Annotated in this window: 20 protein-coding genes and 1 pseudogene; 4 read left to right on the top strand and 17 right to left on the bottom strand. The window is 59.5% G+C overall.

Annotated features, from left to right (window positions below):
- Positions 1 to 17: 17 nt before the first annotated feature.
- The gene (gene metR, locus AC07VR_RS09440; RefSeq protein WP_494991981.1) at positions 18 to 935 is read right to left on the bottom strand and encodes a transcriptional regulator MetR; all 918 of its coding nucleotides are present in this window, start codon (positions 933 to 935) and stop codon (positions 18 to 20) included.
- Between the two features lie 106 nt (positions 936 to 1,041).
- Here metR and metE point away from each other — a divergent pair, with 106 nt between their 5' ends.
- Positions 1,042 to 3,354, top strand: coding sequence for a 5-methyltetrahydropteroyltriglutamate--homocysteine S-methyltransferase (gene metE / locus AC07VR_RS09435; RefSeq protein WP_495011098.1), 2,313 nt, complete (start codon positions 1,042 to 1,044; stop codon positions 3,352 to 3,354).
- A 136-nt stretch (positions 3,355 to 3,490) separates the two neighbouring features.
- On the opposite strand, the pseudogene AC07VR_RS09430 reads toward metE, so the two are convergent.
- Positions 3,491 to 3,751: pseudogene (locus tag AC07VR_RS09430) on the bottom strand (efflux transporter periplasmic adaptor subunit); the annotation flags it as partial.
- Between the two features lie 249 nt (positions 3,752 to 4,000).
- Here AC07VR_RS09430 and AC07VR_RS09425 point away from each other — a divergent pair.
- Positions 4,001 to 5,035, top strand: coding sequence for an alpha/beta fold hydrolase (locus AC07VR_RS09425; protein WP_494991983.1), 1,035 nt, complete (start codon positions 4,001 to 4,003; stop codon positions 5,033 to 5,035).
- Between the two features lie 74 nt (positions 5,036 to 5,109).
- Here AC07VR_RS09425 and AC07VR_RS09420 read toward each other — a convergent pair whose 3' ends face one another.
- Genes AC07VR_RS09420 through AC07VR_RS09395 form a run of 6 tightly spaced genes read right to left on the bottom strand, consistent with a single transcriptional unit; the run spans position 5,110 to position 12,377 of the window.
- Entirely contained in the window at positions 5,110 to 6,507 is a 1,398-nt protein-coding gene (locus tag AC07VR_RS09420; protein WP_495011097.1) for a sigma-54-dependent transcriptional regulator, read from the bottom strand.
- Entirely contained in the window at positions 6,497 to 8,269 is a 1,773-nt protein-coding gene (locus AC07VR_RS09415) for a sensor histidine kinase (protein WP_495011096.1), read from the bottom strand. The genes AC07VR_RS09420 and AC07VR_RS09415 overlap by 11 nt, the downstream gene beginning before the upstream one ends.
- Positions 8,269 to 9,393, bottom strand: coding sequence for a GNAT family N-acetyltransferase (locus AC07VR_RS09410; protein WP_495011095.1), 1,125 nt, complete (start codon positions 9,391 to 9,393; stop codon positions 8,269 to 8,271). Before AC07VR_RS09410 ends, AC07VR_RS09415 begins: the two co-directional genes overlap by 1 nt.
- A gap of 14 nt (positions 9,394 to 9,407) precedes the next feature.
- Complete coding sequence (locus AC07VR_RS09405) at positions 9,408 to 10,283, bottom strand: alpha/beta hydrolase (protein WP_495011094.1); 876 nt, start codon at positions 10,281 to 10,283, stop codon at positions 9,408 to 9,410.
- On the bottom strand, positions 10,280 to 11,674 hold the full coding sequence (locus tag AC07VR_RS09400; RefSeq protein WP_494991988.1) for an aspartate aminotransferase family protein: 1,395 nt from the start codon (positions 11,672 to 11,674) through the stop codon (positions 10,280 to 10,282). Before AC07VR_RS09400 ends, AC07VR_RS09405 begins: the two co-directional genes overlap by 4 nt.
- Positions 11,667 to 12,377, bottom strand: coding sequence for an HAD-IB family phosphatase (locus AC07VR_RS09395; RefSeq protein WP_495011093.1), 711 nt, complete (start codon positions 12,375 to 12,377; stop codon positions 11,667 to 11,669). Before AC07VR_RS09395 ends, AC07VR_RS09400 begins: the two co-directional genes overlap by 8 nt.
- Positions 12,378 to 12,593: 216 nt before the next feature.
- On the opposite strand from AC07VR_RS09395, the gene AC07VR_RS09390 reads away from it, so the two are divergent.
- On the top strand, positions 12,594 to 13,361 hold the full coding sequence (locus tag AC07VR_RS09390) for a MipA/OmpV family protein (protein WP_494991990.1): 768 nt from the start codon (positions 12,594 to 12,596) through the stop codon (positions 13,359 to 13,361).
- Between the two features lie 163 nt (positions 13,362 to 13,524).
- Here AC07VR_RS09390 and AC07VR_RS09385 read toward each other — a convergent pair whose 3' ends face one another.
- The 9 genes from AC07VR_RS09385 to glpD form a co-directional block, all read right to left on the bottom strand.
- Positions 13,525 to 13,854: a GlpM family protein gene (locus AC07VR_RS09385; RefSeq protein ID WP_494992145.1), complete on the bottom strand. Its 330-nt coding sequence runs from the start codon at positions 13,852 to 13,854 to the stop codon at positions 13,525 to 13,527.
- A gap of 30 nt (positions 13,855 to 13,884) precedes the next feature.
- On the bottom strand, positions 13,885 to 15,210 hold the full coding sequence (gene aauR, locus AC07VR_RS09380) for a two-component response regulator AauR (RefSeq protein ID WP_494991991.1): 1,326 nt from the start codon (positions 15,208 to 15,210) through the stop codon (positions 13,885 to 13,887).
- Positions 15,207 to 17,108 (bottom strand): two-component sensor histidine kinase AauS, encoded by a 1,902-nt coding sequence (aauS, locus tag AC07VR_RS09375; RefSeq protein ID WP_494991992.1) that lies wholly within the window; start codon positions 17,106 to 17,108, stop codon positions 15,207 to 15,209. Before aauS ends, aauR begins: the two co-directional genes overlap by 4 nt.
- A 143-nt stretch (positions 17,109 to 17,251) precedes the next feature.
- On the bottom strand, positions 17,252 to 17,986 hold the full coding sequence (locus AC07VR_RS09370; protein ID WP_494991993.1) for an amino acid ABC transporter ATP-binding protein: 735 nt from the start codon (positions 17,984 to 17,986) through the stop codon (positions 17,252 to 17,254).
- Positions 17,983 to 18,651, bottom strand: a complete 669-nt coding sequence (locus tag AC07VR_RS09365; protein ID WP_494992146.1) for an amino acid ABC transporter permease — start codon at positions 18,649 to 18,651, stop codon at positions 17,983 to 17,985. The genes AC07VR_RS09370 and AC07VR_RS09365 overlap by 4 nt, the downstream gene beginning before the upstream one ends.
- Positions 18,648 to 19,394, bottom strand: coding sequence for an amino acid ABC transporter permease (locus AC07VR_RS09360; RefSeq protein ID WP_494991994.1), 747 nt, complete (start codon positions 19,392 to 19,394; stop codon positions 18,648 to 18,650). The genes AC07VR_RS09365 and AC07VR_RS09360 overlap by 4 nt, the downstream gene beginning before the upstream one ends.
- Positions 19,395 to 19,587: 193 nt before the next feature.
- Positions 19,588 to 20,502 (bottom strand): glutamate/aspartate ABC transporter substrate-binding protein, encoded by a 915-nt coding sequence (locus tag AC07VR_RS09355; protein WP_494991995.1) that lies wholly within the window; start codon positions 20,500 to 20,502, stop codon positions 19,588 to 19,590.
- A 172-nt stretch (positions 20,503 to 20,674) separates the two neighbouring features.
- Positions 20,675 to 20,935: a hypothetical protein gene (locus AC07VR_RS09350; protein ID WP_495011092.1), complete on the bottom strand. Its 261-nt coding sequence runs from the start codon at positions 20,933 to 20,935 to the stop codon at positions 20,675 to 20,677.
- A gap of 14 nt (positions 20,936 to 20,949) precedes the next feature.
- Positions 20,950 to 22,488, bottom strand: coding sequence for a glycerol-3-phosphate dehydrogenase (gene glpD / locus AC07VR_RS09345; RefSeq protein ID WP_495011091.1), 1,539 nt, complete (start codon positions 22,486 to 22,488; stop codon positions 20,950 to 20,952).
- A gap of 571 nt (positions 22,489 to 23,059) precedes the next feature.
- On the opposite strand from glpD, the gene AC07VR_RS09340 reads away from it, so the two are divergent.
- On the top strand, positions 23,060 to 23,332 hold the full coding sequence (locus AC07VR_RS09340; RefSeq protein ID WP_494991998.1) for a hypothetical protein: 273 nt from the start codon (positions 23,060 to 23,062) through the stop codon (positions 23,330 to 23,332).
- Positions 23,333 to 23,365 lie beyond the last annotated feature (33 nt).

Genomic DNA, 23,365 nt, shown 5'->3' with positions numbered 1-23,365 from the left:
GGGTTGCGCGCAGCTCTTTAGCGCACCGCACTCACTCCATCCAGGGTCGAGAATGAGGTGTCTTTGGCCGTCAGCAAGAAGTCGCGCATGTACGGCGCGTCCAGCATGTCGGCGCGAATACCCGCATACAGCGTCGCAAACAAGCCTTTTTCGCCTAACCGCTTGGCCTTCACATAACCCCGTGAGCTGTACTCATGCAGGGCCCAGTGGGGCATGCCGCACACGCCACGGCCGCTGGCCACCAACTGCATCATCATCACCGTCAGCTCCGAGGTGCGCACCTGTGCCGGTTCGATATCCGCCGGCTCCAGGAAACGGGTGAAGATGTCCAGCCGGTCCCTTTCCACCGGGTAGGTGATCAAGGTTTCACTGAGTAAATCTTCCGCCACGATGTACGGCTTGTTCGCCAGCCGATGCTGGTTGGCCACGGCGAGCATTGCTTCGTAGGTGAATAACGGCACATAAGTAATGCCCGCCAGCTCCAACGGGTCGGACGTCACCACCAAATCCAGGTCGCCACGGGCCAGGGCGGGCAGGGGAGCGAAAGAGAAACCTGAAGCCAGGTCCAGCTCAACCTCCGGCCAGGCATCGCGGAACTGGTCGATGGTCGGCATCAGCCACTGGAAGCAGCTGTGGCATTCGATGGCCATGTGCAAACGTCCGGCAGTGCCACCGGCCAACCGGGCGATATCCCGTTCGGCACCGCGCAGCAGCGGCAAAGTGGCATCGGCCAGCTGCAACAGGCGCAGCCCGGCGCTGGTGAAACGCACCGGCTTGGTCTTGCGCACGAACAGTTGCATACCCATGCGCTCCTCCAGCTCTTTGAACTGGTGGGACAACGCGGACTGGGTCAGGTGCAAGCGCTCGGCGGCTTCAACCAGGCTGTCTGCTTCGCGTAAGGCGTGCAGGGTCTTCAGGTGACGGATTTCCAGCACTGAGGCCTCCATGAGGAAAACTTGTGATCAATACGAAAAGATTGAGTTTGTCTCATGTTGCCTTGGCTGTCGACAATAGAGCCATCTTTTATGAAGGAATGCCGTCATGGCCCTGGCCCACAATCTTGGTTTCCCGCGCATCGGCGCTGACCGCGAACTGAAAAAAGTCCTTGAATCCTATTGGAAGGGCGACCTCGAGCAGAGTGCGTTGCAAGCCATTGGCCGTGAACTGCGGGCCAGACACTGGCAACTGCAAAAGGATGCGGGTATCGACTTGCTGCCAGTCGGCGACTTCGCCTGGTACGACCAGGTGCTGAGCCACTCGCTGACCTTCGGGGTGATCCCCGAGCGATTCGACAGCGTCAAGGATGCCCGTGGCCTGCCGACCCTCGATACGCTGTTCGCCATGGCTCGTGGCGCCACTGCCTCCTGCTGCGGCGGGGAGCATGCCAACGCGCAATACGCTCAGGAATTGACCAAGTGGTTCGATACCAATTACCACTACCTGGTCCCGGAATTCAGCGCTGACCAGCGGTTCAAACTGAGCTGGGAGCAGCTGTTCGAAGAAGTCGATGAAGCGCTGGCGCTGGGGCACAGGATCAAACCTGTGATCATCGGTCCGCTGACCTACTTATGGCTGGGCAAGGCCAAAGGCAACGACTTCGACAAACTCGACCTGTTGGAGCGTTTGCTGCCGATCTACGGTGAAATCCTCGGTCGGCTTGCGGCCCAAGGCGTGGAGTGGGTGCAGATCGACGAGCCGATCCTGACCCTCGACCTGCCCCAGGAATGGAAAAACGCCTTCGAGCGCGCCTATCACATCCTGCAATATTCACCGCTGAAAAAACTTGTGGCGACCTACTTCAGCGGTCTGGAAGACAACCTCGGTCTGGCCGTCGGCCTGCCAGTGGATGGCCTGCACATCGATGCGGTGCGCGCTCCGGAACAGTTGGCGGCGGTACTCGACCGCCTGCCGACTTACAAAGTCCTTTCGGTGGGCCTGGTCAATGGTCGCAACGTCTGGCGCTGCGAGCTGGAACAGGCGTTGGAGCAACTGCAAGCTGCCCAGCAGCGATTCGGCGACAACCTCTGGGTGGCCGGCTCCTGCTCTCTGCTGCACAGCCCGGTTGACCTGGGCCGCGAAGACAAACTGGATGCCGAACTGAAAAGCTGGCTGGCCTTCGCCGTGCAGAAGTGTGGCGAAATCTCTGTGCTGCGCGATGCCTTGAACGATCCGCAAGCCCCTGCGGTGCAAACCGCGCTGGCTGAGAGCCGCGCCGTACAGGCCAGCCGTGCCCGGTCGCCGCGCATTCACAAGGCAGAGGTTCAGGCCCGTATCGCCGCCATCAGCGCGGCTGACAGCCAGCGCCAATCGCCGTTCGCCCAGCGCATCGAGGTGCAACGTGCTCGTCTGAATCTGCCGGCGTTCCCGACCACCACTATTGGTTCGTTTCCGCAGACCGCCTCGATTCGTCTGGCGCGTCAGGCGTTCAGGCAAGGCAATCTGTCCGCCAATGACTACACCGACGCCATGCGTAGCGAGATCCGTCACGCCGTGCAAGTCCAGGAACGCCTGGGTCTCGATGTGCTGGTCCACGGTGAAGCCGAGCGCAACGACATGGTCGAGTACTTCGCCGAGCAACTCGACGGTTACCTATTCACCCGCTTCGGCTGGGTCCAGAGCTACGGTTCGCGTTGCGTGAAACCGGCAATCATCTACGGCGACCTGAACCGCCCGAATGCCATGACCGTGGACTGGATTCAGTACGCCCAGAGCCTGACCGACAACGTCATGAAGGGCATGCTGACAGGGCCGGTGACCATGCTGATGTGGTCCTTCCCGCGCGAAGATGTATCGCGCAAAGTCCAGGCGCAGCAATTGGCACTGGCCCTGCGTGATGAAGTGGTCGATCTGGAAAAGGCCGGAATCAAAATTGTCCAGATCGACGAAGCCGCCTTCCGTGAAGGCCTGCCGTTACGGAAGGCGCAATGGCAGGAGTATCTGGATTGGGCAGTGGAGGCCTTCCGTCTCACAGCTTCGGGGGTTCAGGACCAGACCCAGATCCACACCCACATGTGCTACAGCGAATTCAACGACGTGATCCAGTCCATCGCAGCCATGGATGCCGACGTGATCACCATCGAGACTTCGCGCTCGGACATGGAACTGCTGGACGCGTTCGAGGCGTTCGACTACCCGAACGATATCGGTCCGGGCGTCTACGATATCCACTCGCCACGGGTGCCGGACACTGCCGAGATGATCAAACTGATGAGCGAAGCGGTCAAACGCATCCCCGCCGAACGACTGTGGATCAACCCCGATTGCGGCCTGAAAACCCGCGCCTGGCCGGAAACTGAAGCGGCACTGGTGAACATGGTTGCGGCGGCGCGGCAGTTGAGGAGTCAGTTGGCGTAAAAGCCTTTTTGTTTGATCGTTCCCACGCTCCCGCGTGGGAATGCCTCAATAGACGCTCTACGTCCGCTCTTGTGACGCAGAGCGTCACGGGCTGCATTCCCACGCAGAGCGTGGGAACGATCAGACGGTCTGAGGACTATTGCTCGCCTTCCTGCTTCACCACCACCGTACAGGTAATCCCCGCCGCCAGCAGCACGCCGTCCGGCACTTCATCGATATGAATGCGCACCCGGTTGAAGGTCGGATTGACGTCGGCGATCAGTTCACGGCTCTCGGGATTGTCGCGGTCGTAGATGCCACGAGAAATGCTTTCCACATGGCCCTTGAGCACTTCGCCGCTCATCAGTTGCATATCGGCTTTATCGCCGACCCTTGCGTGGGGCAGTTTGGTTTCTTCGAGCGAGGTGTGACGAGATCGCTCCCACGCTCTGCGTGGTAGCGCGCCGCCCTGGACGCTCTGCGTCCGCTGCTGTGACGCAGAGCGTCACGGGCTGCATTCCCACGCAGAGCGTGGGAACGATCAGCTCCTCTGATATTAGCAACCGCTCGGCAATCTTCATCAAACTGTCACGTAACTGTGGCAGCGCGCTTGATCAAAGTTCATCAGACTCGCGCTCTACTGGGTTTCTGCGTTTCGGTGTTTTTCATGCGTGCATTTTTTTTAAAGTCGGCATTTTTTCTGGTCGCACTGGTGTTCGGCCTGCCGGCTTTTGCGGCGTCACGGTGCGATGTCAACGTACCGACCCAACAGGTCGAGCTCAATCAGGTCAATCTGGCCTATCAGAGCATTGGCCGTGCCTCGGATCCGGCGTTGCTGCTGGTGATGGGGCTGGGCGGGCAGTTGATTCATTGGCCGGACGAGGTGGTCGTCGCGCTGTGTCAGCAGGGCTTTCGGGTGATCCGCTATGACAATCGCGATGTCGGGCTCTCTACCTGGCGCGAGCCACCCGCCAGCGCCAACCTGGCCTTTGAAGTGTTGCGCTACAAACTCGGTTTACCGGTGTCGGCGCCGTATACGCTCACGGACATGGCTGACGATGCGTTGGGCCTGATGGATGCCTTGCATGTGCAGCAGTTCCACGTGCTGGGTGCGAGCATGGGCGGGATGATTGCCCAGCATATGGCGGCGATGGCGCCGCAACGGGTGGAAAGCCTGACCCTGATCATGACCAGTTCCGGTGCCGAAGGCTTGCCGGCGCCGAGCGCGGCGTTGGTGCAGTTGCTCTCTCGGCGCAGCGCGCCGAACCGCGAAGTGGCGCTCGAGCAACAGGCGGATTTACTGGCGGCACTGGGCAGCCCGCAGGTGGCGGATGACCGGCAGGCGCTGCTGCATCAGGCCGCGGTGTCGTATGACCGGGCATTCAACCCCGAAGGCGTGAAGCGCCAGATCATGGCGATCCTGGCTGAACCAAGCCGGGTGGCATTGCTCAATCAGCTGCGGGTGCCGACGCTGGTGGTGCACGGCACCGCCGACCCGTTGCTGCCGGTGATGCATGGCGTGCATTTGGCGGCGCATATCCAGGGCAGTCAGTTGAAGCTGATTCCCGGGTTGGCTCATCGCTTTCAGGAGGCGTTCAAGGCGCCGCTGCTGGCGGCGGTGTTGCCGTATTTGCAGAGCCATCGCGAAGATACATCGCATTGGGCACAGATTGATCCGGTGCTGACGCCGAACCTGTTGTAACCCAGAGACTGCTGATCGTTCCCACGCAGGAGCGCAGGAACGATCAAGTTATCGCGACAGGCGCGGAATGCCGCTCAGCGCACGATCTTGTCCACATGAATCCCGAGCTTCTTCAACCGGTACCAGAAACTGCGCTCGGAGATACCGATCAGCTGCGCAGCGGCGGCCTGTACGCCGTTGCTCTGTTGCAGGGCGGCGAGGATGTAGTTCTTTTCCACTTCGGCCAGCGCTGCGTCCAGATCCTCAGGCACGCCGGTACCTTCGCTGAGAATCGCGCTGGCGCCACTGCTGGAGGGCTGTGAGGCGAACAGATAGGCCGGCAGATCGCTGTCTTCGATGATGCTGCCGCAGGCAACGATGGTCGCGCGCTCCACGCAGTTTTGCAGTTCGCGGATATTCCCCGGCCAGGCGTAATTGGTCATGACCTGCAGCGCGCGCGGGCTGAAGCCGGTGATGCGTTTGCCAGCGGTGGCACCCAGGGTGTGGGCGAAATGGCGGGCCAGCGGCGCGATATCTTCGACCCGTTCGCGCAGGGCGGGCAGCGGGATAGGGAACACGTTCAGACGGTAGTAGAGGTCTTCGCGAAACTCTTTATTGGCCACCGCTTCCAGCAGGTTTTTGTTGGTGGCGGCGATGACCCGCACATCGACCTTGCGCTCGCGCGGGTCGCCCACCGGCTCGATCACGCGCTCCTGCAAGGCCCGCAGGATTTTCGCTTGCAAGGCCAGGGGCATGTCGCCAACTTCATCGAGGAACAGCGTGCCCTTGTCGGCCTGCATGAAGCGCCCCACGCGATCGGTCACGGCGCCGGTAAAGGCACCTTTGCGATGGCCGAACATTTCGCTTTCCAGCAGGCCTTCCGGGATGGCCGCGCAGTTGACCGCGACAAAGGGTCTGTCGGCACGGTTGCCGTGTTTATGGATGGCCCGGGCAACCATTTCCTTGCCGGTACCGCTTTCACCGGTCAGCAGGATCGTAGCGTTGCTTTCTCGCACAGAGTCCACTGCTTGCAGTACTCGGCGAAAGGTCGAGCTGTTACCCACCAGGCTGTCGATCTGCTGGTGTTCGTCGAGCTCGGCGCGCATGCGCTGGTTGTCTTTGAGGATGTCGCGAAACTGCAAGGCTTTGCTGACGGTGATGTCCAGTTCGTCGATGTCGAACGGTTTGGCGATGTAGTCGAAGGCGCCATTGCGCATCGACTGCACGGCGTTTTTTACCGTGCTGTAAGCGGTCATGACGATCACTGGCAGTTGCGGAAAGCGTACTTTGATTTCCGCCAGCAACTGCGGCCCGTCCATGCCGGGCATGCGCCAGTCGCTGATCACCAGGTCGATGTCCTCCTGTTCAAGCACAGCCAGGGCGTGCAGGCCGTTGCCAGCGGTGAACACTTGAATGCCGTTCTGGTTCAGGGCTGAAGACAACAGGTCACAGAGCTTGGGCTCGTCGTCGACCACCAGAATATTATGCGTCATCGTTGTCCTCACCGCTGTCTTCGCCGTTGGCCGGAATGTACAGGCTGAAGGTGGAGCCGGCATCTTTTTCGCTGACGCATTCGATACGGCCGTCGTGGTTTTCCATGATCGAGAAGACTTTTGCCAGGCCCAGGCCGGTGCCGGTGGCCTTGGTGGTCACAAACGGGGTGAAAATACGTTCGATCATATCCGGTTCGATGCCTTGGCCGGTATCGGCAACACTGATGATTGTCTCTTCCTTGTCTGTGGCAATGCCCAGGGTCAAACGACCGCCTGCGGGCATGGCGTCGATGGCGTTGAGGATCAGGTTCAGGCAGGCCTGTTTGAGTTGCCGTGCATCGGCGTAGACGGTCGCGCCGGGTACCTGATCGTCGATCCGTGCATCGATGTTATGGGTCGCCAGTTCCGGCGCGCAGAAACCGATCAGATCTTCCACCAACGGCCGGGCCAGCAGGGTCGAGCGTATCGGTGCGCTGGGTTTGGCAAAGTCGAGAAACTCGGTGATCAGGTCGTTGATCCGGCTGACTTCGCTGACCACATATTCCAGATGACGTTTGTCGGTCTCGGGCAGGTCCGCGCGGCGGTGCAATAACTGGGTCGCGGTCTTGATGATACCCAGCGGGTTGCGAATTTCATGGGCCAGGCCCATCGCCACTTCGCCAAGGGCGTGCAGGCGATCACGGCGGCGCAGCTGCGCTTCCAGATGGTGAAGTTCTCCGAGGCGTTCGGTCATGTGGTTGAAGGTACTGCTCAGTTCGGCCAGTTCGTCGCTGCCAGTGACGGCTAACCGTTGGCGATAATCGCCAGCGGTTACTGCCCGAACCCCCTCGGAGAGGCCGCGTAGCGGTCGGGTCAGACGCTGTGATACCAGCCAGCCAGCACCCAGTGACAGGGCGCTCGCAATCACGAAAATCAGGATGAAAAGGTTACTTTGATTGACCAGCCCGACCAGGCTGGTGTGGCGTAGCAACCCGCTGAAGATAACACCCTGCAGTTCGCCGTGGTCGTTGAGAATCGGCCAGTAAAGTCCACTGACGCGGCTGGTGAACTGTTCGCTGGGTAGTTTGGTTTGGCGTATGTTCGCCTCGATGTTGCTCGGTACTTGAGAGGGGTGATCCTCGAAGCGTTGGGTCGAGAATATCTCGGAGAACCCGTTGGCGTTGGACAGGTACAAGCGCAGGTCGAGGGAGTGAACGTCCGCCACACTGTTCAGGAAGCTGCTGTCCAGATAGCTGGCGACCAGCAGTTGGTAGTCTGCGCCGTCCTGATTGGTGTGGAAAACAGAGACCACCGCGCCAAAGAGGTCGCCATTTACTTTGAGTGTTTGCAATACCGCATTGGGCTCGGTGCTGAGTTGCGCGGTGATCTCATCGGGAACGGTGGAAAATACCACTTTGTGATCGCTCTCGCGGATCAGTGCGACTACGTCGATACCCATGGCGTCGGCAATATCTACCGTCAATTTGTCATGTTTGGCCGCTGAGCGCGAAGACGGCGGTCTGGTATAGCGAAGGAACAGCTGGGCGACCCGCGCATTGCTTCGCAGGATTTCTCCTATTTCGTCCTTGACGATCTTGGTCGACTCCTGCAACCAGATCCGCACGTTGCTATCGAAAATCTCTGACAGGGTCGTCGCCGCGAGTTCGGCAGCGATCATCGTCGGTACCACGCTGACCAGCCAGAACGCCAGGACCAGTTTGCGCTGGACGCTCCAGCGTGAAATGGCAAAGGGGCGTGAGGTACGGCGGTTTTTTCTGGTCATCAGGTTTCGCTTATCGCAGCAGCCATGGCGGGGTCGGATCGATCCGGTCGGACAAACGGTTTCACCAGTTTCAGCATTGTGTTGAGCAGCCAGTTGCGATGGCGGAAGAACAGCATGTTGCCCTGAAACTCACAGCCAAGCCGCAGCTTATTGGCATAAGCAGCCTGGCCGCACTCATACAGTGGGATATTGTGTTGAATACAGTAGCCGACATTGGCCAGCCAACTACGCAAATACAGGTTGTGCTCACGACTGGATTCGATGTCGTGGGCGAAAAGCTTGTCGATCAGGCGTTGCTGGTCAATCAGTATCAGGTTGAACGCCACTAACTGCTCGTCGACCCAATACAGCACACAGGCCGCACGATCTTCGAGTTGTTTGAGGATGCCAGTGAAGTAGCGCGCCGGTAACCGCTCGATCTGCTGATCGCTGCGCGCCAGTGTCGCTTCGTACAACTGCATTATGCTCGGCAGAACGTCGTCAATGGAGCGCCGCCATTCGATCCGTGGCCCGGGGGCGCGAAGCTTGCGCCGCAGGTCCTTGCGGGTGGATTTGCCCAGAGATCCCAGGTACGCGTCGATCGAGCCGTATGGCACCGGTAGAAGCGCTGTCGGAAGGCTTGGCATCGCTTGAAAACCTGCCGCAAGGCAACTGGCGGCCCATTGCTCATCGTGACTGGGTGCATCTTTCACGGCCAGCAGGCCGATACCGAAACTATCGGCATCGCGGCGGGCCGAGCTGAGTAATTGCTCCAGCAAGGCTTGACGTCGATGCGCTGCAACATGGCTGGCGGTCCCGGCATTGCACCGCTCGGCCACAGGCGAGCCGATGACATAGAGGCGCAATTGCAGAATGCCCGGCCATAGTTGTTCCAGGCGTTCGGTGAAACGCTTGCCCACCCCTTGAACTCTAGTGCCGAGTCGATACCTGGTCATGAACGCTGGCGCCACGGCCAGTAGCGTCGAGCCCTCGTACAGGGCCAGGTAGCGCCACTGAAAGTCCTCTATTCCGGCATTCTCTACGGCAGCGTAATAATCCCAATCCTCCAGAACATCCGGAAAGCAATCATTCCAGGCACTGCGCTCGATGGCCTGGATGGTCGAGAAGGCTTGGGCGGTGATCACGTCTTTTCCTTAAGTTACGCCAGCTGCCGATACTCTTCGCGCTCGGTCGGTTTCATGGAAAGCTGTTGGACAAAATCCGCACTCAGATCCACAACGCGGCGGTACTCCAGGTCGACCGTGATCATGTGATAGCAGTTATCCAGCAGGACCTTGGTGACCGGGCCGCCGAGATTGCGTTCGACATAATCGGCGTTCCAGCGGCTGGTGATATCGTCCTCTATGGAGTGCAGCACCAGGGCCGGTGTTTTGATCGACGGCATGCGCTTCTTGACCACGGCATTCATCCGGTGCAATTCGCGCACGGTGACGCCTTCCATGGTCAACAGCCCGGCATTGCTGCTTTCGCCGTCTTTCATCTGACGTTCGACGATCGCTCGTAGACGCTCGTTCTTGATGCCATAGGGCGGCTTCTCTTCGAAGCTGCAGATGTGCACGCCGAACGGAATCTTCATCAACAAGGGGGTCAGGAACGCCAGCTTGTGGATGCTCCAGCCGTCGTAGCGCAGGGTGGTTGAGTACATCAGCAGGCCGCTGACCTGCCCCGGATGCTCGGAGGCGACGTACATGGACATGACCGCGCCCATGGACAGACCACCGACGAACACCTTTTCATGCCGCTGGCGTATGCCCACGAACGTCTTGCGGACACCTTCGTACCAGTCCTGCCAGCCAGTGGCTTGCAGGTCGGCGTTGTCACCGCAGTGCCCGGCCAGGGTTGGCACGTATACCGTGCAACCCGATTTGGCCAGGCCGATGGCAACCCGACGTAACTCCGTCGGGGTGCCGGTCAGGCCGTGGATCAACAACACCGCGACCTCACCACTGCCGAGAACGAAACCGGCGCTACCTTCGCCGAGATCGATCTCGTCTTTTGAAACAGCGGGATTCATCGTTTCATGGCTCGGGCAAGCAGGCGGTCGAGCAGAGCAATACCCAGATCGATTTCCTCGTAGCTGATTTCCAGCGACGGGGCCAGGGTAATGACGTTCTTGTAGTAGCCGCCCACATCGAGAATCAGGCCCAGACGCTTGCCGTCGATTTCGATGTCGCCCTTCATGCCTTCCTCAACCATGAAGTCCAGGGTGGCCTTGTCCGGAGTGAAGCCGTCCGGACCGCAGATTTCGCAGCGCAGTGCCAGGCCCAGGCCGTCGACGTCGCCGATGATCGGGTAGCGCTTCTGCAGGTCCTGCAGACCGTCCAGGAAGTATTTGCCCTTGGCCATGACCATCGCGCCGTAGTCGACTTCGCTGGTCATCTTGAACATTTCCAGGCCCACCGCCGTACCCAGCGGGTTGGAGGCGAAGGTGGAGTGAGTCGAACCTGGCGGGAAAACCTTCGGGTTGATCAGCTCTTCGCGAGCCCAGATGCCGCCCAGTGGGTTGAGGCCGTTGGTCAGTGCCTTACCGAAGACGATCACGTCCGGTTTGACGTCGAAGTGCTCGATCGACCACAGCTTGCCGGTGCGCCAGAAACCCATCTGGATCTCGTCGACCACCATCAGGATGCCGTGCTGATCCAGCACTTGCTTGAGCTCGCTGTAGAAGTTCATCGGCGGGATCACGTAGCCGCCGGTGCCCTGGATCGGCTCGACGTAGAAGGCTGCGTATTCGCACTGGCCGGTTTTCGGGTCCCAGACGCCGTTGTATTCGGTTTCGAACAGACGGGCGAACTGCTGCACGCAGTGGCTGCCGTATTCTTCCTTGGTCATGCCTTTAGGACCACGGAAGTGGTACGGGAACGGGATGAAGTTGGCGCGCTCGCCGAAGTGACCGTAGCGGCGACGGTAGCGGAAGCTCGAGGTGATCGACGATGCACCCAGGGTACGGCCGTGGTAGCCGCCTTCGAAGGCGAACATCAGGCTCTTGCCGTTGCTGGCGTTACGCACGACTTTGAGCGAGTCCTCGATGGACTGCGAACCGCCGACGTTGAAGTGCACGCGACCGTCCAGGCCAAACTTGTTCTTGGCATCGACCGCGATCATTTCCGACAGCTCGATCTTGCCTTTGTGCAGGTATTGGCTGGCGATCTGCGGCAGGGTGTCGATCTGTTGTTTCAGGGCGTTGTTCAGGCGCGGGTTGGCGTAACCGAAGTTGACCGCCGAGTACCACATTTGCAGGTCGAGGTAGGCCTGGTCGCTGGTGTCCCACACGTAGGAACCTTCGCAACGGCTGAAGATGCGTGGCGGTTCGATGTAGTGAACGGTGTCGCCGTAGGAGCAGTACTTGGCTTCTTTTTCCAGAAGAATCTGGTCTTCTGCGGTCGCGATTCGAATATCAGACATGATGGAAGAGTTCCTGTGTTTCGGAAGAGTGTTCAAGTGTGAAGGCGCTGGCGTTGGCGGCGCTGGCCGCTGGCAGTTTGGCCAGCAATGCAGGCAGTTCGGCGAAGCTGTCGAAGCGGGCGTAGGCAATGCCGTTGCGCTCGCAGTGTTCGGCCAGACGATCCTTGGCGAAAACGAAGTCGGCGCTGGAGGCCACGCACATGTCGGACTGGCCGTCACCGATCACCAGCACGCGTTTGCTGCTGGGGGTGGATTTGCATTTGCAATTGCCGGAGGCGGCGCGGCAGGCGTCGCTCGAATACGGGAAGTCGATGCGCCAGCTGTTGTGGTCGACCTGGCGCAGACGGTTGGCCAGGATTGGCAACAGGCTGACGTAATTGCGCGCCAGAATCCGTGCGATGCCTTGCTCAATGCCGTCGCTGACCACTTCGATGGACGCGCCGAGGCCGATCACGTGGTCGACGAAGTCCGGGAAGTCAGGGTCGATTTCGATCGTGTCGAAATACGCCAGCAGCTCGGCAGGCGTGGCCTTGACCAGCGCCAGTTGGCGGCTCAGACATTCGCGCGAGCCGATGTGACCGTCCAGCCATTCCTGCTCGATGCTTTCCCAGATCGGGTCGGCGAAGCGTTCAAGTATGTTGTCGATCGCGTCGGTGCGGGATATGGTCCCGTCGAAATCACACACGATATGCCAGTCAATCATCTGCATTACCTATTTGCCAGGGGCGCGCTGTTGCGCTTGCCGGGGATAGAGCAGGGACTGTGCCAAGTGACCCTGGCCCATGGCTGGCGGGCTTTGGCCGGTAACCGGCAAGCTTGAAGCTACAATTTTTGTAGGTCTCTACAAAAAACATGAGTGCTTGCGCGACGATGCCGCTCTGGGGATTGATGCACGCATGTATAGATAAGGAATCGTTCCATGTTCAGGGTTTTCACTGCTTTATTGGCCTGCCTGTTATGTCTTGGCGGCTTTTCGGTCAGCGCTCAGGCTGACGGCATTACCGGTGAGGCAGGGCTGGGCATCAGTTATCAACCCCATGACCCTAGTGGTAGTCGTTATGAAACGGCTCCGGTGCCGTATCTCGATCTGGACTGGGGGAATGTCAGCCTCAGCACTGACGATGGATTGACCTGGAGTGCTTTCAAAGCCTCCGGTTTCAGGGCCGGTCCGTTTATCAATTACCTGCCGGGACGTAGCGCCAATGGCTCGATACAAGGGCTGCGCAATGTGCCGGATATGGCAGAGGTGGGCGGGTTCATCCAGTACAGTCCGCAAGATTTCTGGCGCGTGTTTGCCCAGGTCGGGCAGGCAGTGGGTGGCAACGGCGGGCAGGGCGGGCTGCTCGGACGCGTGGGTGGGGAGCTTGGCTATCCACTGGGTATGGGGATTATCGGCAGCAGCAACCTGACCGCGCACTTCGCCGATGGCCGGCAGACCCAGACCTTCTTTGGGGTCAGCGCCCAAGAGGCGCAGGCCTCGGGCATCCGCGAATACAACGCCAGTGGCGGTTTGCAGAACCTGGCGTTGACCCAAAGCCTGGATTTTCCTCTGGCGCAGCATTGGTCGCTGCTGACCAGTGCCAGCTGGATTCATCTCACGGGCTCAGCGGCGCAGAGCAGCATCGTTAAAGAAAAGGGCGACGCGAATCAGGGCGAAGCGCAAGTGGCGATCAGTTATAGATTCTGAAGGTGGCGGCGCTCTCGTAGCAGCAACTGTCTTGGGCTTCATTAATCATGAATGCAGGCCGAACATGGGTTTGAGGGTAAATGCGAGGGCCGGTCCAGGGGGCAGGTCGATATGAAAACCTGTAGCAGCAGCCGGTCGACGCTCGATTGCTCGCCAAGCGTTATCAGGCGTGAAACCGAACCCAAACACTCACCACCACCGTCGCCGCCATCAGCCACGCGACGGCTGCAACGGCCAACGACAACTCCAGGCGCAAACGATCGACCATCACATACAAGGTGGCCAGATAAATGAAGTAGGGAATGATCGACCACATGCCGAACACGATGGTGGTCTTCAGGTCGTCCACTGAGCGACCTTTGCCGACGATGTAGTGGGCGATCAGCGCAAAGGTCGGAAACAGTGGCACCAGCCCTGCGATGTAATAGTTTTTGGTTTTCGCCAGTGCCGCCAGAATAAGCACCACGGCGGCGCCCAATGTCGCCTTCAACAATAAATCCACAGTGTTCTCGCAGGTGTTGGGTTAGTGGCTCAAGCCGTATTTCTTGACCTTGTCGAACAACGTGGTCTTGGCCATGCCCAGTTCCAGGCTGGCCTGGGTCAGGTTGCCACCGCTACGCTGCAAGGCATCGTTGAGCAGGTTACGCTCGAAGGCCTCGACCGCCTCGGCAAAACCCAGGCCTTGACTGACGCTGCTGCCGGATTTTTTGAACGCCGGCAGGCCGAGGGCAAAACGTTCGGCAACATTACGTAACTCACGCACGTTGCCCGGCCAGTCATGACTCATCAGGTTCGACAGGGTCTGGTTGTCCAGCTCTGGCGCAGTGCGGTCGAAGCGCAGGGACGATTGCTGCAGGAAGTGTTCGAACAATTGCAGGATGTCTTCACGGCGTTCGCGCAGCGGCGGCAGTTCCAGGGTCACCACGTTCAGGCGGTAATACAGGTCGCTGCGAAACTGGCTGGCCTTGCTCAATTCATCCAGATCTGACTTGGTCGCGGCAATCACCCGGCAGTCGACGGCGACGCTCTGGTTCGAGCCGAGACGTTCCAGGGTGCGCTCCTGCAATACCCGCAGCAGTTTGATCTGCAGGTTCAGCGGCATGCTTTCCACTTCGTCGAGAAACAGCGTGCCTTCGTGGGCATGTTCGATTTTACCGATCCGCCGTTTGCCGGCGCCGGTGAAGGCGTTGGCTTCGTGGCCGAAGATTTCGCTTTCGAACAGGTTCTCCGGCAGGCCGCCGCAGTTCAGCGCGACAAACTGCCGGGACTGACGGCGACTGAAGTCATGCAGGCAGCGCGCGACCAGTTCCTTGCCAGTGCCGGTCTCGCCTTCGATCAGCACATTGGCCGAGGTGTCGGCAACGTTGGCGATCAGCTCGCGCAGATTTTGCATGGCCGGCGAACGCCCGATGATCCGGCCTTCCAGTGAGTCGCGTTCGGCCAGCTGTCGACGCAGTGACCAGACTTCCCGAGCCAGGCTGCGCTGTTCCAGCGCACGCCGGGCCACGTCCACCAGACGCTCAGGGGAGAAGGGTTTCTCCATGAAGTCATAGGCGCCTTTTTGCATCGCGCCGACCGCCATGGAGATATCGCCATGGCCGGTGATCAGCACGACCGGCAGGCTGCGATCGCGGGCCTTGAGGCGGGTCAGCAGTTCCAGGCCATCGATGCCCGGCAGGCGAATATCGCTGATGACGATCCCGGCGAAATTGTCGCCGACTTGCGCCAGGGCTTCCTCGGCACTGCCGACGCCAATGCAGGGAATATCTTCCAGGGTCAGGGCTTGCTGGCAGCCGAGCAGGACATGGGGGTCGTCTTCGACGATCAGCACGGTAAGGTCGGTGTTCATAGCGGCTCGGCTTGAGTAGGGCTTACCAACGGTAAACTGAGGACGAAGGCGGTACCACCGCTGGCCGGGTGTTCGACGCCCAGATTGCCGCCAGTGGCAGCGGCCAGGCTCGCCGACAGGGTCAGGCCGAGGCCCAGTCCCTGTTCGCCAGGTTTGGTGGTGAAGAAAGGTTCGAACAAGTGCTTGCGCGTCTCGGCGTCGATACCGTGGCCGTTATCGCGTACCCGCAGACGGTATTTGCCGTCGACGGTTTCACCTTCCAGCCACAATTCGGGCAACGGCTGCGCCTGCATGGCGTCCAGGGCGTTGCCGATCAGGTTGACCAGAATCTGTTCCAGACGGGTTTGATCGATTTGCACCTGTACATCGCTGAAACAGCGGTGCAGTTGCAGCTCGCTGTTTTCCAGGCGGCTGCCCAGTAACTGCAAGGCCGCGTCGACGGCTTTACCGAGGCTGGCCTGGCCCTGGTCATCGCCGCGACGGGCGAAGGAGCGCAAGCTCGCGGTGATGCGGCCCATGCGGTCGATCAGCTCGTTGATGGTTTTGAGGTTGGCACTGGCAGTGTCCAGCGCACCGCGCTCCAGGAAGCGCACGGTATTGCCCGAGAGGGTGCGCAGGGCTGCCAGCGGCTGGTTCAACTCGTGGGCGATGCTGGTGGACATCTGGCCGATGGCTGCCAGCTTTCCGGCTTGCACCAGTTCATCCTGGGCGCGACGCAAGGTTTCTTCGGCTTGTCGCCGTTCGCGTATCTGGCCCTTGAGGCGTTCGTTGCTGGCACGCAGGTCGGCCGTGCGTTCGGCGATCTTGCGCTCCAGCTGGTTGTTGGCTTCCTGCAAGGCTTCACGGGCAGCGAGGCGGGTGGCGATGACCTTGCGTCGTTCGTTCCAGGCAATCAGCAAAAACGCTAACAGGGCAAATGCCACGGCCACCAGAATCCCCTGGTTGATGGCTTCGCGTCGCAGGTCTTGCAGGGGCGTCAGCAGGGTGAAGTTCCACGGCGTATCGCTCAACGGACGAGTCTGCGACAGGTAGCTGATGTCCTTTTCATCCGACTCCAGTTCGGTGTTGGCGGGGAAAGTCAGTTTTTCCACGCCTTCGGCCAGGCGTTCGCGGGCCAGCGGTTGCAGTTCGTTGAGCGGGAACCAGTAATACTGCAGGCTGCGCGCCAGGCGTTCCTTGGTTTCATCACTGAGAGGGCGGACTGCCCTGAGCCGTCGCGCCGGGTCGCTGGAGAGGATGATGATGCCGTTTTCATCACTGACGAAGGCTTCCAGGCGCGCCCGCTGCCAGCGCTCCTCCATAGCTTCCAGGCGCACTTTGACCACCGCGACACCGATGATCTTGCCTTGCCGTTCCAGGCCGTGGGCCAAGTAGTAGCCGGGTTCGCCGTTGGTGCTGCCGATGCCGTAGAAGCGTCCCGGCTGACCGCGCACGGCGTTCTGGAAGTAGGCGCGGAAGGACAGGTCTTCGCCCAGGTAACTGTCGACATCGCGCCAGTTACTGGTGGCCAGTACGCGGCCAGTGGTGTCCATCACGTAAATGGCCCGACTGCGGCTGCGCCGGTTCAGGCCTTCGAGGTAATCATTGACCATCTGCCGGTGTTCGGGGGATGGCTCTGCCAGCAGCAGTGAGACACTGGATTCGAGTTCCAGCAGGCTGGGCAGGTAGGTGTATTTGCTGATCTCGCTTTCGACGGCGCGGGCGTGCAGTTCCAACTGACGCTCGCCGTTCTCGCTGAGGGTGCGAATCCCGTAGTGCTCGCTGGTCCAGAAGCCGATGTAACCCAGACCGATCATCAACAGGATGACCAGCGGTGGCAGGAACAGCTGGCGAATCAGGCGGGGTTTCACGGCGAGTGATGGCGGCGCGGCGCGATAGAGAGTTGGGTCGCATTTCATCACAGATGCCTTGGGTCAACCAGATGTAGGAGCGAGCTTGCTCGCGATAGCCGCGTAGCGGCGGGGTATCAGTCACCCCGGTTATCGTTGGCGTTCATCGCGAGCAAGCTCGCTCCTACAGGGGGTCGCGTATGCCTCGAAGATCAGTGCTGCAGAATCTTCTCTAGGAAGTGCTGGGCGCGGTCGGAGCGGGCGTTGATGTCACCGAAGAACTCTTCTTTGCGGCAGTCTTCGATGATCTGGCCCTGGTCCATGAAGATCACCCGGTCCGCCACTTTACGGGCGAAGCCCATTTCGTGGGTCACGCACATCATGGTCATGCCTTCGTGAGCCAGTTGCACCATCACGTCGAGTACTTCGTTGACCATTTCCGGGTCGAGCGCCGAGGTCGGTTCGTCGAACAGCATGACGATCGGGTCCATCGCCAGCGCACGGGCAATCGCCACACGCTGTTGCTGACCACCGGAGAGTTGGCCCGGGTGCTTGTGGGCGTGGGCGGAGAGGCCGACGCGCTCAAGCAGTTGCAGGCCTTTTTTGGTGGCTTCTTCCTTGCTGCGACCCAACACCTTGATCTGTGCGATGGTCAGGTTTTCGGTGATAGTCAGGTGCGGGAACAGTTCGAAATGCTGGAACACCATGCCAACGCGCGAGCGCAGTTTCGGCAGGTCGGTCTTCGGGTCGGCGATGGACGTGCCATCGACCACCACATCGCCTTTCTGGAACGGCTCCAAGGCATTGACGCATTTGATCAGGGTGGATTTGCCGGAGCCGGACGGCCCGCACACCACGATCACTTCGCCTTTTTTGACCTCGGTGCTGCAGTCAGTCAGTACCTGGAAGTCGCCATACCACTTGTTGACGTTCTTGATAGAGATCATACGGCAAACCTTTTTTGTAGACGCTTGACCAGCTGCGAGGCGGCAAAGCTGATTATAAAATACACCAGACCTGCGAAGACCAGGAACTCATTGGAGCGGCCGATGATGTCGCCACTGGCGCGCGAAGCATTGAGGAAATCCACCAGACCGACCGCGTAGACCAGCGAGGTGTCCTGAAACAGGATGATGCTCTGTTGCAGCAGCAGCGGGGTCATCTTGCGGAACGCTTGCGGCAGAATGATCAAACGCATCATCTGGCCATACGTCATGCCCAAGGCTTGGGCAGCGCCCATCTGGCCCTTGGGAATCGACTGCACGCCAGCCCGGACGATTTCGCAGAAGTAGGCCGCTTCGAACATCATGAAGGCCACGATGCACGAGGCGAATGCGCCGATCGGGGTGTCTTCACCGGTGATCCAGCGCAGTACGAACGGCACCGCCAGGTAGAACCAGGTGATGACCAGCAGCAGCGGGATCGAGCGGAAGTAGTTAACGTAGGCGCCGGCAATGTTCGACAGCAGTTTACTGTGGGACAGGCGCATCAGCGCCAGGATTGTGCCGAGGATGATCCCGCCGCTGACGCCCAGGGCCATCAGCTTGAGGGTCATCACCATGCCGTTCCACAGGCCCGGTGTGGCCTGTACGATTCCACTGAAGTCCATTATTTACCCCCCACGGAAATCAGGCCGGGCACAGCGACTTTCTTCTCGACCATGCGCATCAGCAGCATCAGGCTCATGTTCAGCGTGAAGTAGATCAGGGTCGCCAGGGTGAAGGCTTCGAACAGGTTGGCGGAGAACTCGGCGGTCTGTTTGGTCTGCGCGAGCAGCTCCATCAGTCCGATCAGCGAGGCCACGGACGTGTTCTTGAAGACGTTGAGAAATTCCGAGGTGAGCGGCGGAATGATGATCCGGTAGGCCTGGGGCAGCAGCACATTCCAGTAGACCTGTGGCAGCTTGAAACCCATGGCACGGGCGGCTGATTCCTGGCCACGCGGCAGCGCCTGGATACCGGTACGCACTTGTTCGCAAACGCGAGCAGTGGTGAACAGGCCCAGGCAGACGACGACGCTGAGGAAGGCGGAGGTGGTCGGGTTCAGGTCCTGCTTGTACCAGTCCTGCAGGTTTTGCGGCAGTAGATCCGGTACCAGGAAGTACCAGATAAACAGCTGAACCAGCAGCGGCACGTTACGGAAGAGTTCCACGTAGCAGGTCGCGATGCCCGACACGACACGATTCGGTACGGTGCGCATGACGCCCAGAATCGAGCCCAGCAGCAGGGCGATGATCCAGGCCACGATGGCGATGGCGATGGTCCAGCCCAAACCGGTGAGGTACCAGTCGAGATAGGTCTCGCTGCCCACGCCGGTGGACTTGAAGAACACGCCCCAGTCCCAGTTGTAATTCATTAGGGTCTCCCCTCGGATTCAATCGATGTACAAGTGCCCGCCAGGGGAAGATCCATTCCCGCCCGACCTTGACGGTCAGGCACACACGAGCGGCTCGACAATCACCGGTTCGAGTGTTTCCAAAAATGCCAGCAGGGAGTGACAACCCCCTGAAAGGGCAGTGGCCCTCTCAGGAGATAAGGTTAGTCAGAAATCAGGATTTCTTTTCGTCAGCCGCTTTGTCGGTCGGATTGGCGATCAGGGTCTTGAGCTCTTCGCTCATCGGGAACATCAGGTTCAGGTTCTTCGGCGGGATTGGCTGCATGAACCACTTTTCGTAGATCTTATTGATTTCGCCGGACTTGTAGGTCGCAACGATGGCGTCGTCGACAGCTTTCTTGAATGGCGCGTCGCCCTTGCGGACCATGCAGCCGTAGACTTCAAAGGACTGTGGAGTACCGGTCACGACCCAGTCGGTCGGCTTCTTGGCCTTGGCCATTTCACCTGCCAGCAAGGCGTCGTCCATCATGAAAGCAACGGCACGGCCCGTTTCCAGCATCTGGAAGGACTCGCCGTGGTCTTTGGCGGAGATAACGTTCATACCCATCTGCTTGTCGGCGTTCATCGACTTGAGGATACGCTCGGACGTGGTGCCAGCGGTGGTCACGACGTTCTTGCCTTTGAGGTCGGGGAAGTCTTTGTACGGCGAGTCTTTTTTCACCAGCAGCTTGGTACCGATTTCGAAGATGCCGACGGAGAAGTCAACTTGCTGCTGACGTTCGAGGTTGTTGGTGGTGGAGCCGCATTCCACGTCCACGGTGCCGTTCTGCACCAGCGGGATACGGGTTTGCGAGGTGACCAGGTTGTACTTGACGTTGAGGTTCGGCATGTCCAGGTCTTTTTTGATGGCTTCGACGATTTTCAGCTGAATATCGTGGGAGTAGCCGACCGGTTTGCCGGAAGCGTCTGCGATGTAGGAAAACGGAATGGAAGCGTCGCGATGTCCAAGGGTGATGGTGCCGGATTCTTTGATTTTCTTCAGTGTGCCGGTGAGTTCGGCTGCGAAAACTGGAGTGCTAATCAGAGCAACAGCGATAGCTGCGCCCAGAAGATGGGGAACGATACGCATCAAATTTTCCTCGACATTGTTTTTTTTATGAAGCCAGTTCATCGGCCTTTCTGTACTGCAAATACCTTGAGGGCTTCTGAAGTGTGGGCACATCAGGCATTCGTCCAAGAGTGTAGAGCATGACTCGTGCCAGACTGGTTTTAATTAGTCAAGCTGTTGATTTTAAAGATTATTATTTATTTAAGACGATGATTTTTCGGATGAAAAATCCGGCAAACCGAATCAGGCCATAAGGCGCGTTCGGAAAACCGAATGATTGATTGGCCTGTTTTTGATCGTTCCCACGCTCAGCGTGGTAACGCATCCAGTGACGCTCTGCGTCACAAGAGCGGACGCGGAGCGTCCGGTCAGGCATTCCCACGCAGAGCGTGGGAACGATCTTGAAGCGGCTATGAAAACGCCCCTGAACCTTTCGGTTCAGGGGCGTTTTCATGCCCGGAAAAGCGATCAGGCCGCTTCGATTTTGCTGCGGTTCTGTTTGACCTTGTCCAGATACTGCTGCAATTGCTGCTGCTCTGCCTTGGTGGTGAACAGCCCCAGCTTGCTGCGGCGCCAAAGAATGTCCTGAGCGCTCACGGCCCATTCTTCGCTGCACAGGTAATCGACTTCGCGAGAGTAGAGGCCGCCACCGATGTGTTCACCCATGTCGCTCATACTCTTCGCGCCTTCCAGCAATCGCCAGGTGCGGCTGCCGTAGGCGGTGGCCCAGCGGCGGGAAATTTCAATCGGCAGCCAGTCGTACTGGTCGCGGATCAACGAGCTCAGCGCCTGCGGTGTGGTCATGTCCTCGCCGCCCGGCAGGGGGGCATGGGCGGTCCAGTCTGGCTTGATGTCTTTGAAATACGGTGCCAGTTGGGCCATCGCCGACTCGGCCAGTTTGCGGTAGGTGGTCAGCTTGCCGCCGAACACCGACAACAGCGGTGCTTGTTCAGTACTGCCCGACAGCGCCAGGGTGTAGTCGCGGGTGACGGCCGACGGGTTGTCGGATTCGTCGTTGCACAGCGGACGAACGCCGGAATAGCTGTGCAGGATGTCGTCGCGGCTGACTTGCTTCTTGAAGTGGGCGTTGACCACTTTGAGCAGGTAGTCGGTTTCACCTTCGGTGATCGCCACTTTGGCCGGATCACCTGTGTATTCGCGGTCGGTGGTGCCGATCAGAGTGAAGTGGTTGAGGTATGGAATGGTGAAGACGATGCGCTGATCTTCGTTTTGCAGAATGTGCGCGTGTTCGCCTTCATACAGCTTTGGCACGATCAGGTGGCTGCCCTGGATCAAGCGAATGCCGTACGGCGATTCCATCTTCAGGTCATCGCGGATGAACTTGGCGACCCACGGGCCGGCGGCGTTTACCAGCGCCTTGGCGCGGATCGAGAACAGGCTGCCATCGGCGCGTTCCAGCTGCAGGTGCCACAGGCCTTCGCTGCGACGGGCGCTGACACAGCGAGTCCGGGTGTAAACGTGGGCGCCTTTTTCGCGGGCGGCCATGGCATTCAGGACGACCAGGCGGGCGTCATCGACCCAGCAATCGGAGTATTCGAAGCCTTTGGTGATTTCGCTTTTCAGCGGGCTATCAGGGCCAAACTTCAGGCTTTTGGAACCGGCGAGTTTTTCCCGCTTGCCCAGGTGGTCATAAAGGAACAGGCCGGCACGGATCATCCAGGCTGGACGCAGATGCGGGCGGTGCGGCAATACGAAACGCATCTGCTTGACGATGTGCGGGGCCTTGGCCAGCAGCACTTCGCGCTCGGCCAGGGCTTCGCGCACCAGGCGGAATTCGTAATGTTCGAGGTAGCGCAGGCCGCCGTGAATCAGCTTGCTGCTGGCGGACGAAGTGTGGCTGGCCAGGTCGTCCTTTTCGCAAAGGAACACCGACAGATCGCGACCGGCGGCATCAGCTGCAATCCCCACGCCGTTAATTCCACCGCCGATGACGGCGATATCGTAGACATCGGCAAGAGGAGGCATGGGCAAGGTAGAAGTGGGCATCGGCTGGCCTCAGGGGTCTCTTGGTATTTGAATTCGAACATTTGTGTTCGCTTTCGAAAATGGTAGCGCATAAACACAGGCGCAGCCAGCCAGCTTCGATTGAAAATACTGATCGAAGGACGCCAAAAGGAAAATTTTCGAACATTTAGACCAGGGAGGGGCGCGCGAGCGGTCTATGTGGCGTGGGAGCTTGCTCGCCACAATTGACCGCGCTCCGCTGTAGGTCCTGCCGCAGGCTGCGATGATTTTCGGGCCAGCACCGCACGTCCTGCACCCGCCTCGAAAATCCCGCCACATCAACGCCTTGCACGGCCCGGAGGATGAAGCTTATAGTCCGCCGGTCGCCCATATGGCGACCGGGTTTGGCGACCCAGAGGATGATATGCAAAAGCTCTCTGCTTGCTTGCAGGCGTTTTTGCACCCGCAAGGCTGCTTTATGGCGGCTGTGCGCGGGAGACTTTCGGGTCTGCCGGTTACCATCCCCGGTTCGCCAACCTGCGTACAGCTGCCACCCTTTCGTTTGGCGACGATTGAGCGGTAGCTCTCTTCAATTCTGGATGGAGTTTTACCCATGAATCGATACATGCCAATCACCGGAGTCGACAACGACTTCCACGCCCTATTGATCGACACCGAAGCGCCCCTCGACGTGCTGCACGAAACCGCTGACTACCGCATCCGCGCCGTGACCCAACTCCTGGAAAACCTCGCCATGCGCGAAGAGATCCACTCCGACACCGTGGTCCTGCACGACTTCGCCCGAGTCCTCGCTATCCCGCTACGCGACGGCTGCGATCTGCTGGACGTCATCGGACGGCGACTACGGGCGCAGATGGCACCATAAACAAAACGGGCAACCTCAGAGGCGCCCGTTTTT

It is taken from the genome of Pseudomonas sp. GW821-FHT02H09 (genome assembly GCF_059421425.1).
The sequence above is the reverse complement of the archived record's forward strand: the minus strand, read 5'-3'. Positions and strand labels throughout refer to the sequence as shown.

Bases quoted from the DNA above. Each gene is read 5' to 3' on its own strand.
- AC07VR_RS09360 (WP_494991994.1), bottom strand. From the start codon at position 19,394: ATGAATTACAACTGGGACTGGGGCGTGTTCTTCAAGTCCACCGGCGTG.
- AC07VR_RS09370 (WP_494991993.1), bottom strand. From the start codon at position 17,986: ATGATCTCTATCAAGAACGTCAACAAGTGGTATGGCGACTTCCAGGTA.
- AC07VR_RS09405 (WP_495011094.1), bottom strand. From the start codon at position 10,283: ATGAATCCCGCTGTTTCAAAAGACGAGATCGATCTCGGCGAAGGTAGC.
- AC07VR_RS09395 (WP_495011093.1), bottom strand. From the start codon at position 12,377: ATGATTGACTGGCATATCGTGTGTGATTTCGACGGGACCATATCCCGC.
- AC07VR_RS09355 (WP_494991995.1), bottom strand. From the start codon at position 20,502: ATGCGTATCGTTCCCCATCTTCTGGGCGCAGCTATCGCTGTTGCTCTG.
- AC07VR_RS09425 (WP_494991983.1), top strand. From the start codon at position 4,001: ATGCGTGCATTTTTTTTAAAGTCGGCATTTTTTCTGGTCGCACTGGTG.
- AC07VR_RS09420 (WP_495011097.1), bottom strand. From the start codon at position 6,507: ATGACGCATAATATTCTGGTGGTCGACGACGAGCCCAAGCTCTGTGAC.
- metE (WP_495011098.1), top strand. From the start codon at position 1,042: ATGGCCCTGGCCCACAATCTTGGTTTCCCGCGCATCGGCGCTGACCGC.
- AC07VR_RS09400 (WP_494991988.1), bottom strand. From the start codon at position 11,674: ATGTCTGATATTCGAATCGCGACCGCAGAAGACCAGATTCTTCTGGAA.
- AC07VR_RS09415 (WP_495011096.1), bottom strand. From the start codon at position 8,269: ATGACCAGAAAAAACCGCCGTACCTCACGCCCCTTTGCCATTTCACGC.
- aauS (WP_494991992.1), bottom strand. From the start codon at position 17,108: ATGAAATGCGACCCAACTCTCTATCGCGCCGCGCCGCCATCACTCGCC.
- AC07VR_RS09340 (WP_494991998.1), top strand. From the start codon at position 23,060: ATGAATCGATACATGCCAATCACCGGAGTCGACAACGACTTCCACGCC.
- AC07VR_RS09350 (WP_495011092.1), bottom strand. From the start codon at position 20,935: ATGAAAACGCCCCTGAACCGAAAGGTTCAGGGGCGTTTTCATAGCCGC.
- aauR (WP_494991991.1), bottom strand. From the start codon at position 15,210: ATGAACACCGACCTTACCGTGCTGATCGTCGAAGACGACCCCCATGTC.
- glpD (WP_495011091.1), bottom strand. From the start codon at position 22,488: ATGCCCACTTCTACCTTGCCCATGCCTCCTCTTGCCGATGTCTACGAT.
- AC07VR_RS09390 (WP_494991990.1), top strand. From the start codon at position 12,594: ATGTTCAGGGTTTTCACTGCTTTATTGGCCTGCCTGTTATGTCTTGGC.